The 15,705-nt window shown below is 32.2% G+C and carries 13 protein-coding genes and 1 other RNA gene; 6 read left to right on the forward strand and 8 right to left on the reverse strand.

Going from position 1 to position 15,705, the window contains the following annotated elements:
* Together GBO31_RS22345 and GBO31_RS22350 are read right to left on the reverse strand one after the other, a co-directional pair.
* Positions 1–889, reverse strand: an 889-nt coding sequence (locus GBO31_RS22345) for a hypothetical protein (protein ID WP_219010808.1), incomplete at its 3' end; no start/stop codon positions are given.
* Positions 890–996: 107 nt separating this feature from the next.
* Positions 997–1,656 (reverse strand): response regulator transcription factor, encoded by a 660-nt coding sequence (locus GBO31_RS22350; RefSeq protein WP_219010810.1) that lies wholly within the window; start codon positions 1,654–1,656, stop codon positions 997–999.
* Between the two features lie 736 nt (positions 1,657–2,392).
* On the opposite strand from GBO31_RS22350, the gene GBO31_RS22355 reads away from it, so the two are divergent.
* Together GBO31_RS22355 and GBO31_RS22360 are read left to right on the forward strand one after the other, a co-directional pair.
* Positions 2,393–2,749 carry a T9SS type A sorting domain-containing protein gene (locus tag GBO31_RS22355; RefSeq protein WP_219010811.1) on the forward strand — a complete coding sequence of 119 codons (357 nt, stop codon included), beginning with the start codon at positions 2,393–2,395 and terminating at the stop codon, positions 2,747–2,749.
* Between the two features lie 187 nt (positions 2,750–2,936).
* Positions 2,937–3,851 (forward strand): hypothetical protein, encoded by a 915-nt coding sequence (locus tag GBO31_RS22360; RefSeq protein WP_219010812.1) that lies wholly within the window; start codon positions 2,937–2,939, stop codon positions 3,849–3,851.
* A gap of 141 nt (positions 3,852–3,992) precedes the next feature.
* Here GBO31_RS22360 and ssrA read toward each other — a convergent pair.
* Positions 3,993–4,392: a transfer-messenger RNA gene (gene ssrA / locus GBO31_RS22365) on the reverse strand.
* Between the two features lie 141 nt (positions 4,393–4,533).
* Here ssrA and GBO31_RS22370 point away from each other — a divergent pair.
* The 4 genes from GBO31_RS22370 (at position 4,534) to GBO31_RS22385 (ending at position 8,567) form a co-directional block, all read left to right on the forward strand.
* Positions 4,534–5,742, forward strand: coding sequence for an NAD(P)-dependent oxidoreductase (locus tag GBO31_RS22370; protein ID WP_219010813.1), 1,209 nt, complete (start codon positions 4,534–4,536; stop codon positions 5,740–5,742).
* A 28-nt stretch (positions 5,743–5,770) separates the two neighbouring features.
* Positions 5,771–6,595 (forward strand): orotidine-5'-phosphate decarboxylase, encoded by an 825-nt coding sequence (pyrF, locus tag GBO31_RS22375; RefSeq protein WP_219010814.1) that lies wholly within the window; start codon positions 5,771–5,773, stop codon positions 6,593–6,595.
* Positions 6,596–6,926: 331 nt separating this feature from the next.
* Positions 6,927–7,691 carry an ABC transporter substrate-binding protein gene (locus GBO31_RS22380; protein ID WP_246615961.1) on the forward strand — a complete coding sequence of 255 codons (765 nt, stop codon included), beginning with the start codon at positions 6,927–6,929 and terminating at the stop codon, positions 7,689–7,691.
* A gap of 90 nt (positions 7,692–7,781) precedes the next feature.
* Positions 7,782–8,567, forward strand: a complete 786-nt coding sequence (locus GBO31_RS22385; RefSeq protein WP_219010816.1) for an alpha/beta fold hydrolase — start codon at positions 7,782–7,784, stop codon at positions 8,565–8,567.
* A 14-nt stretch (positions 8,568–8,581) separates the two neighbouring features.
* Here GBO31_RS22385 and GBO31_RS22390 read toward each other — a convergent pair whose 3' ends face one another.
* From GBO31_RS22390 to purU, 5 genes are all read right to left on the reverse strand, one after another.
* Positions 8,582–8,758 (reverse strand): Lacal_2735 family protein, encoded by a 177-nt coding sequence (locus GBO31_RS22390; protein WP_219010817.1) that lies wholly within the window; start codon positions 8,756–8,758, stop codon positions 8,582–8,584.
* Between the two features lie 150 nt (positions 8,759–8,908).
* Positions 8,909–10,270, reverse strand: a complete 1,362-nt coding sequence (locus tag GBO31_RS22395; RefSeq protein ID WP_219010818.1) for a RagB/SusD family nutrient uptake outer membrane protein — start codon at positions 10,268–10,270, stop codon at positions 8,909–8,911.
* Between the two features lie 52 nt (positions 10,271–10,322).
* Positions 10,323–13,337 (reverse strand): SusC/RagA family TonB-linked outer membrane protein, encoded by a 3,015-nt coding sequence (locus GBO31_RS22400; RefSeq protein ID WP_219010819.1) that lies wholly within the window; start codon positions 13,335–13,337, stop codon positions 10,323–10,325.
* Between the two features lie 278 nt (positions 13,338–13,615).
* On the reverse strand, positions 13,616–14,335 hold the full coding sequence (locus GBO31_RS22405; protein ID WP_219010820.1) for a DUF4197 domain-containing protein: 720 nt from the start codon (positions 14,333–14,335) through the stop codon (positions 13,616–13,618).
* 277 nt (positions 14,336–14,612) lie between these two features.
* Positions 14,613–15,467 (reverse strand): formyltetrahydrofolate deformylase, encoded by an 855-nt coding sequence (gene purU / locus GBO31_RS22410; protein ID WP_219010822.1) that lies wholly within the window; start codon positions 15,465–15,467, stop codon positions 14,613–14,615.
* Positions 15,468–15,705 lie beyond the last annotated feature (238 nt).

Genomic DNA, 15,705 nt, shown 5'->3' on the forward strand with positions numbered 1-15,705 from the left:
GATGACCACCAGGTGTGAAATATCCACATTGCCCAACGGGACTATGAGATCCCGTAGGACCAGGAGTTCCATGTCGAGACACACAATTTTCTTTTCCAAAATCCCAAGGTAAATAATATGATAACGCTGATTTATTGTTAGTATATTGCTGTTTACTGGTTTTTGAATTGATCTTCCAACCTACTATGTCAATATGCTTTCCTTTGGTTTTGAAAATAACCGTATTCTCCTTTGAATCTATATCATATTCATAAACTATATCTGAGATACCATGAAGGTAATCGATTTTTGACTGTGTAGATCCCGAAAAAATGAGCTTATTACGCTTTGGAGAAAGCAAAGGAGTTTTGGTATATTGAAAAGGTAAGTGGATCTTTTGAGATTCTTTAGTTTCTATATCATAGATAAATATACCTTCATGCTCTTCTGCAGCATCTAAGTATAGTTCTTCAACAAGGATTTTAGTAGGATCGTTAGTCCATGCAATTGGTTTTAGGGCTTTATCTTTTCTTTCCTTATTTGCCTTAGCCAAAAGAGTCGTTCTACTATTCGTTTTTAGATTTATTTTATGTAACCGAAAGGCACCACCGATTTGTTCTCTTTCCATATAAATCCATATATCTGGATGGAAAGGGCTTTGTAAGCCTTGAAAGAAATCATAGTTAGGACTTGCTTCAAATTTGTTAGAAATATCGTTTGAGTTTCTTGCAATACGATCAATCTGTGGTATGGAGTGTAAAGTTGTAATATTGTGTTTTAGTGTACTGTTTTTATCATTGAACTTTTTGCTATAAATCTGTTCATTTTGTTTGAGAATTAGTTCTTGAGCATGCGTTAGTGATATAAACCACAGTAAAACCAATATGGTTTGTAGTGTAGTGTTTTTCATTGTGTTTAGAGTAGTTAGTTTTCGAATTGAAAATTAGAAACTCTCCGAATGAAAAACATGGGCACAAGTGCTCATTTTTGTTTTTGTCCTAGATAAATGGTGCTATTTTAATGATATACATCCTTTAACCTCATGGTATATTTAAAAAGTGCGTTGCTTCCTGTTATTTGCAGTTTTTTGCAAATATTTTGACGATGATTCTTGATGGTTTTTTCACTTTTAAATAAATCAAGCGCTATTTCTTTATTAGTTTTACCTAAAGCTACTTGGTTCAATATTTTGACTTCAGTTTTGGATAATTTGTGATAAGATTTATCTGATACACTTGGAATTGGATTGCCTTCTTCTTTCCACCAAGATTCTCTAAATAATCTACTGATGTAGGGTTTGTTTTGGATGGCTCGACCAGCACATTTCGTAATATTTTCTACAGTGTCGGCTTTATAAAGAAGCCATTTGATTTCTAATTCTTTTAGCTCTTTAATTAACCAATCTTCTAAAGTAAAGGCCATCATAACAATTCTGGTTCTACTAGAATGTAATTTGKTAYATTTTGCAAGATCAATACCAGAATTATTAGAATTAAGAGTTGCATCAATAACAATAAAATCGGGTTGACTATTGACGATAACCTTTCTAAGTTTTTCTAGATCACTTATATCTTCATATAAGTTAAATTTCATGTCTTTTGGGGCTTCTAACATGGCTTTGATCCCCAATCTTTTTAAGGGATCATCATATGCCACAATAACACTAAATTCTTTCATAGTTATTATGGAATTTAAAAGTGAATTCAACAATGTATCGGGTTCGGTTTGATGTATTGTCGAACTTAATAAGTAAACGGTATGGTAATAAGGCTATAAAAGCTAATTAGGTGAATATTTGTGTTGATGAGAAAAACATGTCTTTTTTACGAAAAAATACTTTTGGGAGTGGCTGGTGGTTTTCATTCGGGTTACGTTTGTGTGTGAACCTTATAAAGTTATATTTTATTTCGTTCTCAAATTCACCTTAGCATAACTTTTCGATATAAATATGATTTTATTAGCTCAATATCTTTAGATTTTACAAAACGAAAAATGAATGTTATTGCTAACTTATATGCGGTAAAAAAACGAATACTCTAGTGTTTTAATAGGTTTTAAAGTATTAATACTTTTAAGGCTTATCTTGAAAATAAGTAGGTTAAAACTTACTTGTGTTTTTATTCATTGATGAGGTAATATGGATGTTTTCTATTCATTTTTACTCTTTTATACTTGTATTTTATTTATCAAAATTCCTAAAATCAAACTATTTTTACTATGAAAGTTTGATTTGTTATGATTGTTAAATGCTCTTTATATTAACAATACCGCAATACATACTGTTTTTTTTGATACTTAAAGTTATTCTTCGTAGTGGTTTTATATGATCATTTCAAAAAATACAGCTATTTGAATCTTTTATATTTTTTTTAACCCATTAATTTATTGTAAATGAGTATCTTAAAAATAAAAAATGAAAAAAATATTACTTGTTTTAATCGTAGTTATAAGTGTAGGTACATTATATCCTAGGAATCATTTAAATATTGGAGAATTAGTTACTTCTTCTAATGAAAACACCTCTTCTATAGAGTTGAAAGCAACCGCAGCTGATCAGTCGATTACCATCATATCTGATATAAAAGAACCTATGTTGATCAAGATAATGGACGAATCCGGTTTTATAAGAATCCAAAAAAATCTTCATCAGGATCGTGAAATTGATATTACATCTCTTTTAGAAGGACTTTATGTGATGAAGGTTTCTGTAGGAAATAGAATTGAGCTGAAAAGATTTTATAAAGGAAAAGATGGAGTAGATGTTCGGTGAAGATTCTTTATGTTTTTTATAGTATTATTCTAAACAGTTTGATGTATATCTTTTTCGTAATTTTTAAAAATTAGAACACATTGTAATCATTTGATATTTGATGAACTTATTCATAAAATGGGATTTCTAACTTGCGGAAAAAACCGTACTTTTAAGTATAAAAATACTAAATTAGGTATCAGATTCTATGAAACAACTTTTATATAAAGTAATAATAGTAGCACTATTTTCCTCAATGCTGTATCCCCAAGACACTATTCCTTCTAAAACTACAGGTTATGTAAATTTTAATCTAGGGACTTCTAAGATTAAACCACAAGAAAAGTATAATCAACAAGGGGTAACTTTGTATGGTTGTAATACTATAATTTCTAATCAAAATATTGAAAATTGGAGTGGTTCTTCAAAAGGTTTGGAATGGGAAACAAGAAACCAGGTATTCGAAAATATTCCTTATGGTTATCGAATAGATAAAAAAACCAATGCTCCTTACTATGTGTCTAAATATTACATAGCGTCACCGCCAGTGTTTTTAAGAGATAGTAAAGGAAATCCTGTCCCGGATGCTCAATATGATGTTGGAATAGTTACCCCAGATGAATTTTCTTTTGATGGAAATAAGCCTGTTCAACAAGTATTTTTGGATTATGATATTTTAAAACTAATGAAGATCCAATATATCCAGGTGGATTTTGATAAGTCTTTTGATTTATGGAAAGTTGATATTGTACCTTTCAAAGTAGTATGTAAAGATTTTCCATGGTTGGATAAAAGCGATTATCAGAGTGCTCAAGGAGCATCTGGAATTGGAGCACTTAATAAAAATATAGCACCATTAAAGAAATTGTTTTTACCATATTATGAAGATGAATTGACTCCAGATCAAAGCAAACAATTTTTGGATTGTGAGGTGACTATTCTTAATGATATTTTATTTCATCATGAAATATATTTTATGGTCAACGGGAAAAAAACATATAGTGTTAATCTAAAGGATTTTTATCAAACACATAAAGGTGATAAAAACATGAAAATCAAATTGTATTGCGAGTATCGTAATGAGCTTCCATGTGGCTGTAAAGATCCTTCTGAGGAGGGGTAAATAAAAAAATATCCTGACTTAGTTTTTGAGAAGTCTGTAGTGTTAAGAACTGATCCATTGGATCAATTTAACCTAGGAGTCAGCTAATGCATTGGCCGAATCTCTTAATTCACAAAAAAACCACCCGAAGGTGGTTTTTGAAGGTGGAGTCGGAGGGATTCGAACCCTCGTCCAAACAAGTAATACAACAGCTTTCTACACGCTTAGTCCTTGTTTAATTTTCGTCGATAAGAAAGACCAAAGACTGCCAACCTATCGCTTATTCTTAATTAAATTTCGAAATTATATCAAGACACTATAACTTCTAGGTTTACTTTTACGATACCTCATAACCAATCGCCGCAAACCAAGGCTCTTGAGAGGTATCCTGCTTGTTCGCCTAGCGAACCGAGGCACTATCTTACTATAATTCAGATTATGCAGCTAGGGCGTAGTTATTCTCGCCGTTTAAAAAAGATGAAACATGATATTTACGAGCTATATTCCAGCGCTCGACGTGCTTACCGCTCCATTAATCTCGCTGTCAAAACCAGTCGACCCCGATAATTTTTCTTAAGGCACTCATTTAAAGTTAAATTGATCTTAGAAACTTCTTTTGAATACCAAAATGGTTGGCAAAGATAATCATAATTGTCATATCTTAGCCGCGCTTTTACATAAACAAATTATATACCAAAGCTATATGACTACATTTGGAATCATCAAAGAACGAAAAAACCCGCCAGATCGTCGCGTAGTCTTTTCTCCGCAAGGTTTGAATGACACAATGACCAAATTTCCAGAAGCTTCTTTTACAGTAGAAAGCTCGGATATTAGAATTTTTAAAGATTCAGATTATGAAGCAGCTGGTTTTGAGATCACAGATGATGTAAGTAGTTGTGAAGTATTATTAGGCGTAAAAGAAGTTCCGATCGATGCATTGATTCCAAATAGAAAATATTTTTTCTTTTCACATACCATAAAAAAACAACCATACAACAGGAAATTACTGCGTGCGATTCTTGATAAAAATATAGAACTCTATGATCATGAAGTAATAGTGAATCCAAGCGGATGGAGATTAATTGGATTTGGGAGATATGCCGGAATTGTAGGAGCTTATAATGGTTTTAGAGCCTTTGGGTTGAAAAATGAAAGTTTTCATCTACCAAAAGCAGAAACATTACCAGATCAGAAAGCACTGGAACAAGAATTATCCAAAATTGATTTACCAAATATTAAAATTGTTTTAACTGGAAAAGGTAAAGTAGGAGGAGGTGCTAAGGAAATTCTGGATGTCATGAACATTAAAGAAGTTTCTGTACAAGAGTATTTAGCAAATGAATTTGATGAACCTGTTTATACTCAAATTGATGTTTTAGATTACAATAAGCGTAAAGACGGAGCAGTACTTGATAAGAAAGATTTCTACGATAATCCGGAGCAATACGTAAGTGATTTTATGAGATTTGCTAAGGTGAGTGATCTGTATATTGCAGGACACTTTTTTGGGGATGGAGCTCCTTTTATTTATACTCGAGAAGATGCAAAATCTAAAGATTTTAATATAAAAGTTGTGGCAGATGTTTCTTGTGATATTGATGGACCTGTGGCTACCACAATAAGACCATCAACAATCGCAGATCCAATTTATGGGTATCACCCTCAAAAAGAAGAAGAAATAGATTTTAAAGATCCAGAAGCAATTGTTGTAATGGCTGTGGATAATTTACCTTGCGAGTTGCCAAAAGATGCTAGCGAAGGATTTGGTAGTATGTTTTTAGAGCATGTGATTCCTGCTTTTTTTAATAATGACAAAGATGGAGTCTTAGAGCGAGCACGTATGACACAGGATGGTAAATTGACCGAAAGATATAAGTATCTGCAGGCATACGTAGATGGAAAAGAATAAGCATATCACGTTTAAATAGAAAAATATAATGACTACCCAAGAACTGGTTGATCAAATTTGGAAAAAGAAATCCTTTCTTTGTATTGGTTTGGATGTTGACCTTACCAAAATACCGGCGTATTTGTTGGATACAGAAGATCCGATTTTCGAGTTTAATAAAAAGATTATAGATGCTACACATCATTTAGCAGTTGCCTATAAACCGAATACTGCTTTTTATGAAGCATATGGATTAAAAGGATGGAGATCTTTGGAAAAAACAATTCAATATTTGAATACGAATCATCCTGAAATATTTACCATTGCGGATGCAAAACGTGGTGATATTGGGAACACTAGTGCTATGTATGCCAAAGCTTTTTTCGAAGATTTAGCATTTGATTCGGTGACAGTCGCTCCTTATATGGGTAAAGATTCAGTAGAACCCTTTTTGGCGTTTGAAGGTAAGCATACTATTATGCTTGCATTAACTTCTAATCAAGGTGCTTTTGATTTTCAAATGAAGCTTTTACAACATAATACTCCATTATATCAAGAAGTATTAGGAGCTTCCTTGAAATGGGATAATAGCCAAAACCTTATGTATGTGGTAGGAGCAACGAAAGCTGAGTTTTTAGAGGAAATAAGAAAAATTGTTCCAGATAGTTTTTTACTAGTACCTGGTGTTGGAGCGCAAGGAGGGAAGTTGCAAGATGTTTGTAAATATGGAATAAATGATCAGATTGGTTTGCTAATTAATTCATCTAGAGGAATTATTTATGCTTCCAATGGTTCTGATTTTGATAAAGCGGCTGCAGAAAAGGCTAAAGAACTACAAGGACAAATGGAAGAAATATTAAATAATATGAAATAAAAAAGGAAACTAAATTCAAATTCAATTTCCTTTTTTGCTTCAAATAAAGATCAATTATCGTCTGTTGGCCTTAAATACTTCTTTTGCATATCCTACTAGCCCATATGCAATAAAAAATACAAAAAACGCCAAACAGCAATAGATCATAATGTTAAGTATTATTGAATCCATAGCCCCAAAAATTTAAATTAAAACTCTTTCTTACAATTTACTTGTTTTTTGTAGGAATTCCTAATTTAAATGGTTAATGTTTAAGGAATTATAATTTTATTAAGACTGTTTTTTTAGATGATAATGGTCTGTGTTCGATACTATGATTTATAAAGATCAAATGCAAAGGGATGTTGAATTGCCAACTATACCTAGAAGGATAATTTCCCTGGTTCCTTCTCAAACGGAGTTATTAGTTTCTTTAGGATTAGAGGATTATATAGTAGGGGTAACTAAATTTTGTGTGCATCCTACAGAAATTAGAAAAGAAAAATCCATTGTTGGAGGGACGAAACAAATTCATTTAAATAAAATACAAGCGTTAAATCCGGATATTATTCTTTGTAATAAAGAAGAAAATACAAAGGAGATTGTAGAAGCATTGGAAGAAAAATATCCAGTTCATGTTTCGGATATTAGTACTGTAGAAGAAGCGATGGAGTTAATTCATCAGTATGGAATGATTTTTAATATAGAGACTACTGCTAAAAAAATGACTTTGGAGATTGATGCAGAGGTTAAAAGCTTTTTAAATTTTGTAAAAAATAAACCTAAGAAAAAAGTGGCTTACTTTATTTGGAGAAAACCATGGATGGTTGCTGGGAAAGGAACTTTTATTGATTACTTATTAAAAATGAATGGCTTCATAAATATATATGGACATGAAGAGCGATATCCCGAAATCACTGAAGAAAAGTTATCTTCTGTACAGGATATCGATCTGATTTTACTTTCATCAGAGCCTTTTCCTTTTTCTGAAAAACATATACAAGAATTAGAAAAAATAGTAGCAGGCGCAAAAGCTGTATTAGTAGATGGAGAATATTTTTCATGGTATGGATCCCGACTTACAAAGGMATTTACCTATTTTCGAACACTTCATTAAGGTTTTATACCTTGAACAATCCATTAAATATTGTTAATACACTTTAAATAGTGTATTATAAGTAGTTATCTTTACACCCTTAGTCAGTTTATGCTCAATTATTCTATATATCATCACCCTACCAATCCAAAATGGGTAACTTTTGTTCATGGAGCAGGAGGTAGTTCCTCTATTTGGTTCAAACAGGTACGAGAGTTTAGGAAACATTATAATGTACTGTTACTAGATTTAAGAGGACATGGAAACTCTAAGCCTGGGATTAAAGATGCTTTTAATTCAAAATATACTTTTGATTCTATTACAGATGATATTGTAGAGGTTATAGATAAAGAAAAAATTCAATCATCGCATTTTATTGGGATTTCGTTAGGTACGATTTTGATAAGAAACCTTGCAGAAAAGTGTCCTGATCGAGTAGAAAGTATGATCATGGGTGGTGCCATTATGAAACTCAATTTTAGATCCCAAGTGTTGATGAAACTAGGGATTGTCTTTAAATCTGTGATTCCTTATATGTTTTTATATAAGTTTTTTGCTTTTATAATAATGCCTAAAAAGAACCACAAACAATCTAGAATACTTTTTGCAAATGAGGCTAAAAAACTATATCAAAAAGAGTTTGTAAGATGGTTTAGACTGACATCAGAGATTAATCCTTTATTACGATTTTTTAGGGATAAGGATATTAAAATACCTACGTTATATGTAATGGGTGAAGAGGATTATTTGTTCTTACCTTCCATTAGAAAAGTAGTTTCAATCCATCAATTTTCGAATCTTTTTGTGGTTAAAAACTCTGGTCATGTTGTAAATGTAGAGCAGCCAGAAGTTTTCAATGAAGAATCACTTGCTTTCTTAGGCCAGTTTGGTAAGTAATAGGAACTATCGCTTTAGGATTTTTGAGGTGCTAACTTTTTGATTTCTATCAAAACTCTGCTCGCTTCCTCATTGATACTATCACTCTTTTCTTTGTCTTTTAGTGCAATCGTATAAGAGCTTTTCATCAAACGACAATAGCGTTTCTGCAGCTTTTCAAGATCTGATTTCTCCTTAGACCAATAAAACATTTTCTTTTCCTTTACTTTTAATGCAAAAGTATTAGTTAAGAAAACGCTAGGTTCTTAATACTAAGTTAAGTTTATCTAATACAATACTAAAAAAGGATCGTATAAATTTAATTACACGATCCTTTTTTTTAGGTAATCAAGCGAGTTATTTTAGTATCCGTCGTTTTGCCTTAAATTGGGGTTGATGTTCATTTCTCTTTGAGGTATAGGTAATACTAATCTATTATCATCAAAAGCTAATTCTCCAATAGAAATTTCTAGTCTTTTAAAATCATGTAATTTGTGGCCTTCAAAAGATAATTCGCGCAATCTTTCTAGGATGATATCTACATAAGTTACATCAGTTAATGCAAAAGCGTTTGATCTATTTCTTACAGTATTGACATCGTTTAGTGGAGTCTCTCCAATTGTAGTGTTCAGAATAAAATTAGACTCAGCTCTAATTAAATACATTTCGGCTAATCTAATGAATGGAATGTTCGCATTACCAAATATCCATTTATAAGAAGCTATTCCAGATCCAGTTTCAGAATCAATATAAAAATAACCTCCTCTTGCATCATTAACATCATCAAATATTCTAAAGAAAGCACCTTCAATTGAGATATCCGGATTTCCTGGTCTTCCTCCAAACCTATCAGTAGCCCAGAATGTGTTCATACTATTTGTACCATCAGAATCTGTTACCTGCCAAGCGAAAATATCCTCAGTAGAGTTGTCATCATTATTATAAGTGTCATCAAGATTTTCGGTAAGTATATATTGACCAGATTGGATTACTTCATTGGATAAATCTCTTGCTCGTTCATAATTACCTATTTGTAAATATATTCTGGCCAGTAATGATTTAGCAGCAAGCGAAGAAGCAAACACACCATTAGTCTCAGGTAACAATACGATAGCATCTTCTAGATCATTTATGATAAAATCATATACTTCACCGATGGTATTTCTAGATGGATAAGTGACATCTTCTAGTTGTATAACAGGTTCTCTCACAATTGGAACACCCAGTTCACCATTATTTATACTATTATTATTGTGTTTCGAGAAAAAACGTAGTAAATCAAAATAGGTAACTGCTCTTAAAAATTTAGCTTGACCTTCTACAGAATTCCTTCTATCCAGATTATCAAAAACATCTAAATTATCCAACACAATGTTCGCTTGATTGCTGATATCATATCCATTTAGCCACAAGTTAGCCACAAAAGTATTATTAGTATTTATGACTTTATTGTTAAACTCACCAGGATCGGTAAAAGTACCATTCCATTTTAGCTCTAGATCGTTTGCAAGTAGTTCGGCAATAGTATATAACTGCCCACCATAACTGGCTCCTTGTCCAGCTTGGGCATAGGTTCCAATTAGTATGTTTATTACTTTCTCTGGAGTATCAAAAGCGTTTTCTGATGTTAGTGATTGTTCTGGTTCTGTATCCAATCTATTTTCACAGCCTATATGGGTTAGTGTGATAGTTAGGATTAGTAGTATTTTTATATATATTTTCATTTCTTTCTTAACTTTTGGGTTATGATCTGATATATTAGTTTTAATCATTTTTTTAAAACTCTATATTGATACCTAATGAGTATGTTTTTGCTGGTGGAGCAGAGTAGAAGGAGATACCAGTTCTTACCCCAGAATTTCCATTAAAATCTGCTGTAGATTCTGGATCATATCCATCATAATCGGTGATAGTAAATAAATTAAGACCGCTAAAATAGAATCGTACTTTCTCTAAAAAGATTTTTTTAGAGAAGATAGGATTGATAGTATATCCTAGTGTAATATTTCTCAATCTAATAAAATCAGCTTCTTGTAGGTAACGAGTAGAATCAGCTTGTCCGTTATCCTGATTTAGCCTTGCTTGCGGAACATCTGTGATATCACCTGGATTTTGCCATCTGTCTAATTGATCGATAGTTTGATTATCAAAGAATTTACCGTTTCCGGAAGAGAATTTACCTGCTTGATCGAAGATGGAGGCTCCAAACTCTCCTTGAAATGTAAATTGGAAATCAAACCCATTTACTTTTAAGGTATTTGTAAGGCCAACTTGATATTCAGGAAAAGGATTTCCTGTTACAATCCTATTGGCATCTGCTATATTATTAGTAGTGGATTTGTCTAATGATCCATCTGCATTTAAAGTGTTCGTGTAAAATAAAGCATCTCCATTAGTTGGATCTACACCAGCATATTCATAAAGATAAAATGAAGATAAAGTTTCTCCTTTTCTGATAATATTCACTCCGTCTATAATATCACCACTAGGTAGATCCGTAACTTCGTTTATATTTTTGGTAAAAAGTGCGCCGATATTCCAAGTTACAGAGGGTTTAGAGATAATTCTTCCGTTCAGACTAACTTCAAATCCTTTATTTACTATTTCCCCGATATTTCTAACTACAGAGGTAAAGCCAGAAGTGCCAGGAATTGGTTGGTTGAATAATAAATTGTTTGTCGTTTTATTGTAATAATCAAACTCTCCTGAAATAACATTATTAAATAAACCAAAATCTACACCTAAGTCATATTGCGTTGTTTTTTCCCACCTTAATTCGTTATCTCCTATTTGTATTGGTGATACTCCAAGTCTTTCGTTATAGGTAGTGACTCCATAAAGATCTTTACTTGCAAAATCTCCAATTTCTGCATTTCCTGTAATACCCCAACTTCCTCTTAATTTTAAATTACTTAAGAAGTAAGAATTGTTTAGAAATCGTTCATTACTCACTATCCATGCAGCAGAGGCGGCAGGAAACCATCCGAATTGAGAATCCTGACCAAATCTAGAAGAACCGTCACGACGTATACTTAAGTTTAGAAGGTATTTTTCAGCAATAGAAAAACGGGACCTTGCAAAATAGGATAGAAAGTTATATTTAGTTTTGTTGGATCCTCCATTCGTTATTAAAACTGCATTATCTAAGGTTTGTAGATCATCTGATGGGAAACCTTGCCCTATTGTGAATTGACTTTTACGATTGGTTTCTTCAAAACTACCTCCAAGTGTTGCGGAAAAATCTAGAATATCACCAAGGTTACGCTTATACGTCAGATAGTTTGTTAAAATGTATCGTTCTGTAATAGCATTACTAACAGTACCAACGCCTCCTGCTGAAGCAAATTCGGTTAAGCTTCCAGAGAACCTTTCTGCATTTTGATTATTGGAATCATAACCAACTTCGGATTTAAGCCGTAAATAATCATTGATATAGAAATCACCATACAAATTGGCTGTAGTTCTCCAAATATCAGTAACAAATCTTCCCGTTTGTTCCTGTCCTAAGAAATTTTGAAATAAGGTAGAATTTCCATCTACATTAGCTGTTCCGTCTTCCAAAAGTGCAGGCGTAAGTGGTGATTGCGCTATGGATTGAAGTGGTGAGATAAAAGCATTATCATTAGATATACGGTCAATTGTTACTTTAGAGATATTTATATTAACTCCAATTTTTGATTTTTTAGTAATGTCTGCATCTACTTTAGCGCGTAAGGTATATCTATCTAATTCATTTCCAAGAATAATCCCTTCAGTTTTGTTGTATGAAGTAGAAACAAAATAAGTGAGATTTTTATTTCCACCAGAAGCTGATACATCGATATCCTGAGTGATACCTTCCACTAATGCAAGATCTTGCCAATCTGTATCAACTTCGTTATTTCTCCAATCTCTTCCTAAAGCTAATTGATCAAATGTACTTTCGATCTCACTTAATGAAATTCCGCTGTTTAGTGCAGCTTCAGTGTAGAAATCAACATATTGTTCAGCGTCTAAATACTCTCTTTTGTTGGTAGCAAAGTTCCATCCTGAAGCTGTGTTCAAAGTTACTCTCGTATTTTCTGCTTTACCTTTTTTAGTAGTGATTATGATAACTCCATTAGTTCCTCTGGCTCCATAGATAGCTGCTGAAGAAGCATCTTTCAGGAAATCTATTGATTCAATATCATTTGGATTAAGACCTATTAATGGATTGATAGGAGAGTTATTTATAGATTCATCATCATTAATGAGTGGTACTCCATCTAAAACATATAATGGTTCTTGAGATGCGCCAATTGTAGAAACACCTCTTACCCTTACTTTTATTCCAGATTCAACTCTTCCCGAAAGCTGAGTTATTTGAACTCCGGTAACTTTACTTGTCATTAAAGATTGGATACTTGGAGTATTAATATCTCCTATTCCGTCTGCTTTTATACTTGCAACACTAGTGGTGATCTGTTTTTTAGAGGAACTACCATATCCTATTATTACAACTTGATCTAATCCTTCTATAGTATCTTTAAGTGATATATTGATCACTGAAGATGAGGATACTATAATTTCTTGAGTTTCGAAACCTACATAAGAAAATATAAGTGTATCACCAATTTTTGCTTTGATAGTGTAGTTACCATCGAAATCGGTTAGTTCTCCGTTATCAGTATTTTTTACTAAAATATTTGTTCCCGGAAGTGGAATTCCAGAAGGATCAGTAACTGTTCCGGTTATTGTTTTTTCTTGGGCCTGGATAAATCCAGAGCATACCAACATAGCTAAGGCTACGCTAAGCTTGATTAAGTTTTTCATTGAGGGCTATTTAAATCGGACGCGAAATTAAATGAATCTCTCAATTAAAAAATTCCTACAATAGGATTACCCCCTTAAAAACGGTAGCCAGGTTTTGAGAATATGTAAGCCACTTCAAGAGAAGGGTTTTAGTATTCTTATAAAAAAAGATTATTGTTTGTTATTAAATCTATAAATTAAATAAAAATGTGAATTTTTCTAAAAAATTTTGAAAATCGTTGAAAGCTACACTAGATTAGATAAAGTGTGCAAGATGTAGGGGTATTCTTTCTGTACCGCTATCTTCTGTCTTGAAGAGCAAAAACTTTTCGCAATAAGTCCGTTGTTCTTGAACTCAATTTCGTCCTTATTTCTCCTTCCTCAACAGCAATCATGGTATATACTCCGTCTAGTGCTTCTGTAGTAACATAGTCTGTAAGATCTGGATTTACTTTGCTTGTAAAAGGAACAGTATTGTATTTATTGATAATATTAGACCAAATACGATCAGCTCCTACTTTGGATAAAGAGTTTTTAATAACTGGACTAAACTTTGAATATAAAGCTGATTTTGTAGTCCCTCTTAGGTATTGAGTAGCGGCGTCTTGATTTCCTAATAAGATTTGTTTTGCATCATTAAAGGTGATCTGTTTTACCGCATTTACAAAAATGGGTGTTGCTTCCTTTACAGCATCTTCAGCAGCCCTGTTCAATACTTTTAATCCTTCGTCTGCAAGGTTACTAAGACCAATATCTCTTAAAGTTTTATCTACTTTTTTTAGTTCATCAGGTAATACAATTTTTACCAATTCATTTCTAAAAAAACCATCTTTTTGTGTGAGTTTTGTGACTTGTTTGTCTATTCCTTTATCTAAAGCTTGTCTTAGGCCATTTCCAATATCAATATTACTAAGACCAACACCTCCAGCAGTATCTTGTGGAAGGCTCTCTATTACTTGTTGTAATTCTGCACAACTTGAAAACTGTATGATAACTAGAAATAACAATAATCTTTTCATGTATTCTTTTTTAAATTTTTATTGAAAGAAAGAACTCGCCTAAAAGCATTTTTGATTGATAATCAACCAGCTACAATGACTCATTTCATATTTTCTTATTAGATTTGAGTTTATAACGTTTCTTTATGAATTCAAAGTTAATTTTTTTCGCTTTATCTCTTTTCATTATTTCTTGTAAAAATAGAGAAGATTCGATAAAAGGATCATCTTTAGGGTGTAATGACCTTCAATAGTTTATAACTGTTTTTGGAACTGTATAAAATTGCAAGTATCCAATTTATGAGAAAATAACAGTTTTATTATTGTATACCAATACTTTTCGTTCTATATGATGTTTGATTGCTCTAGACAATACGATTTTTTCTAAATCTCTTCCTTTCAAAATAAAATCCTGAACATTATGAATATGAGATACTCGTACTACTTCCTGTTCTATAATTGGTCCTTCATCAAGATCTGAAGTCACATAATGACTAGTAGCTCCTATAATTTTTACACCACGTTCATAGGCAGAATGATAAGGTTTTGCTCCAGGAAAAGCAGGCAAGAATGAATGGTGAATATTAATAATCTTATTTGGAAATTGATTCACAAAATTTTCCGAAAGTATTTGCATATACCTTGCTAATACAATAAAGTCTATCTTATGCTCTTTCAAAATAGCCAATTGTTCAGCTTCTGCCTGTGCTTTATTGGCCTTAGTAATAGGTATATGCTTAAATGGAATATTGAAATTATCAGCAATGGGTTTTAGATCAAGATGATTACTAATGATGATTGGTATTTTTGCTTTAAGTTCTCCAGAAGCATGCCTTCCTAGAATATCGTACAAACAATGATCATATTTTGAAACAAAAAGCGCCATTTTAGGCTTTTTTTCAGCATTATACATTTCCCAATGCATATTGTAATTATCAGCAACAACTTTATTAAATGATTCTTTAAACAAAGCTAACTTTTCTTCATCCTGATCAAATTCACATTCCAGTCTCATAAAAAACTCACCAAGTTCTCTGTCGACATGCTGTTCGATATATACGGTATTTCCTTTTTTTGCTAAAATGAAATTGGTAACTGTAGCAATGATTCCTTTTTTATCTAAACAATTGATCAGTAGGGTTGTTTTTTTCATATAACTCTGGTGTGGTAGATTGGTAGATCTTTTATTGAAGACATAAACATACTATTTAAGTGGATAACATGTATGATGATCCTCTATAAAACTGAAAGGTTTGAAAGTTTTTTGAATATTTAAAAATATATAACCAGTTTTTCTGAAATATTACTAATAAAATGATGGGCTCAAGAAAAGCTTAAGTTTTTAAGTTCATAACATTTATTACCGTTTTGATGTTTTTTGGTGATAAGTT

The organism is Aquimarina litoralis, from assembly GCF_019295435.1.
GTDB classification, from domain to species: Bacteria; Bacteroidota; Bacteroidia; order Flavobacteriales; family Flavobacteriaceae; genus Aquimarina; species Aquimarina litoralis_A.

What these genes read in the sequence shown, in the direction of transcription:
- purU (WP_219010822.1), bottom strand. Translation starts at nt 15,467, where the DNA reads ATGAAAAAAACAACCCTACTGATCAATTGTTTAGATAAAAAAGGAATC.
- pyrF (WP_219010814.1), top strand. Translation starts at nt 5,771, where the DNA reads ATGACTACCCAAGAACTGGTTGATCAAATTTGGAAAAAGAAATCCTTT.
- GBO31_RS22400 (WP_219010819.1), bottom strand. Translation starts at nt 13,337, where the DNA reads ATGAAAAACTTAATCAAGCTTAGCGTAGCCTTAGCTATGTTGGTATGC.
- GBO31_RS22385 (WP_219010816.1), top strand. Translation starts at nt 7,782, where the DNA reads ATGCTCAATTATTCTATATATCATCACCCTACCAATCCAAAATGGGTA.
- GBO31_RS22360 (WP_219010812.1), top strand. Translation starts at nt 2,937, where the DNA reads ATGAAACAACTTTTATATAAAGTAATAATAGTAGCACTATTTTCCTCA.
- GBO31_RS22390 (WP_219010817.1), bottom strand. Translation starts at nt 8,758, where the DNA reads ATGTTTTATTGGTCTAAGGAGAAATCAGATCTTGAAAAGCTGCAGAAA.
- GBO31_RS22355 (WP_219010811.1), top strand. Translation starts at nt 2,393, where the DNA reads ATGAAAAAAATATTACTTGTTTTAATCGTAGTTATAAGTGTAGGTACA.
- GBO31_RS22370 (WP_219010813.1), top strand. Translation starts at nt 4,534, where the DNA reads ATGACTACATTTGGAATCATCAAAGAACGAAAAAACCCGCCAGATCGT.
- GBO31_RS22405 (WP_219010820.1), bottom strand. Translation starts at nt 14,335, where the DNA reads ATGAAAAGATTATTGTTATTTCTAGTTATCATACAGTTTTCAAGTTGT.
- GBO31_RS22395 (WP_219010818.1), bottom strand. Translation starts at nt 10,270, where the DNA reads ATGAAAATATATATAAAAATACTACTAATCCTAACTATCACACTAACC.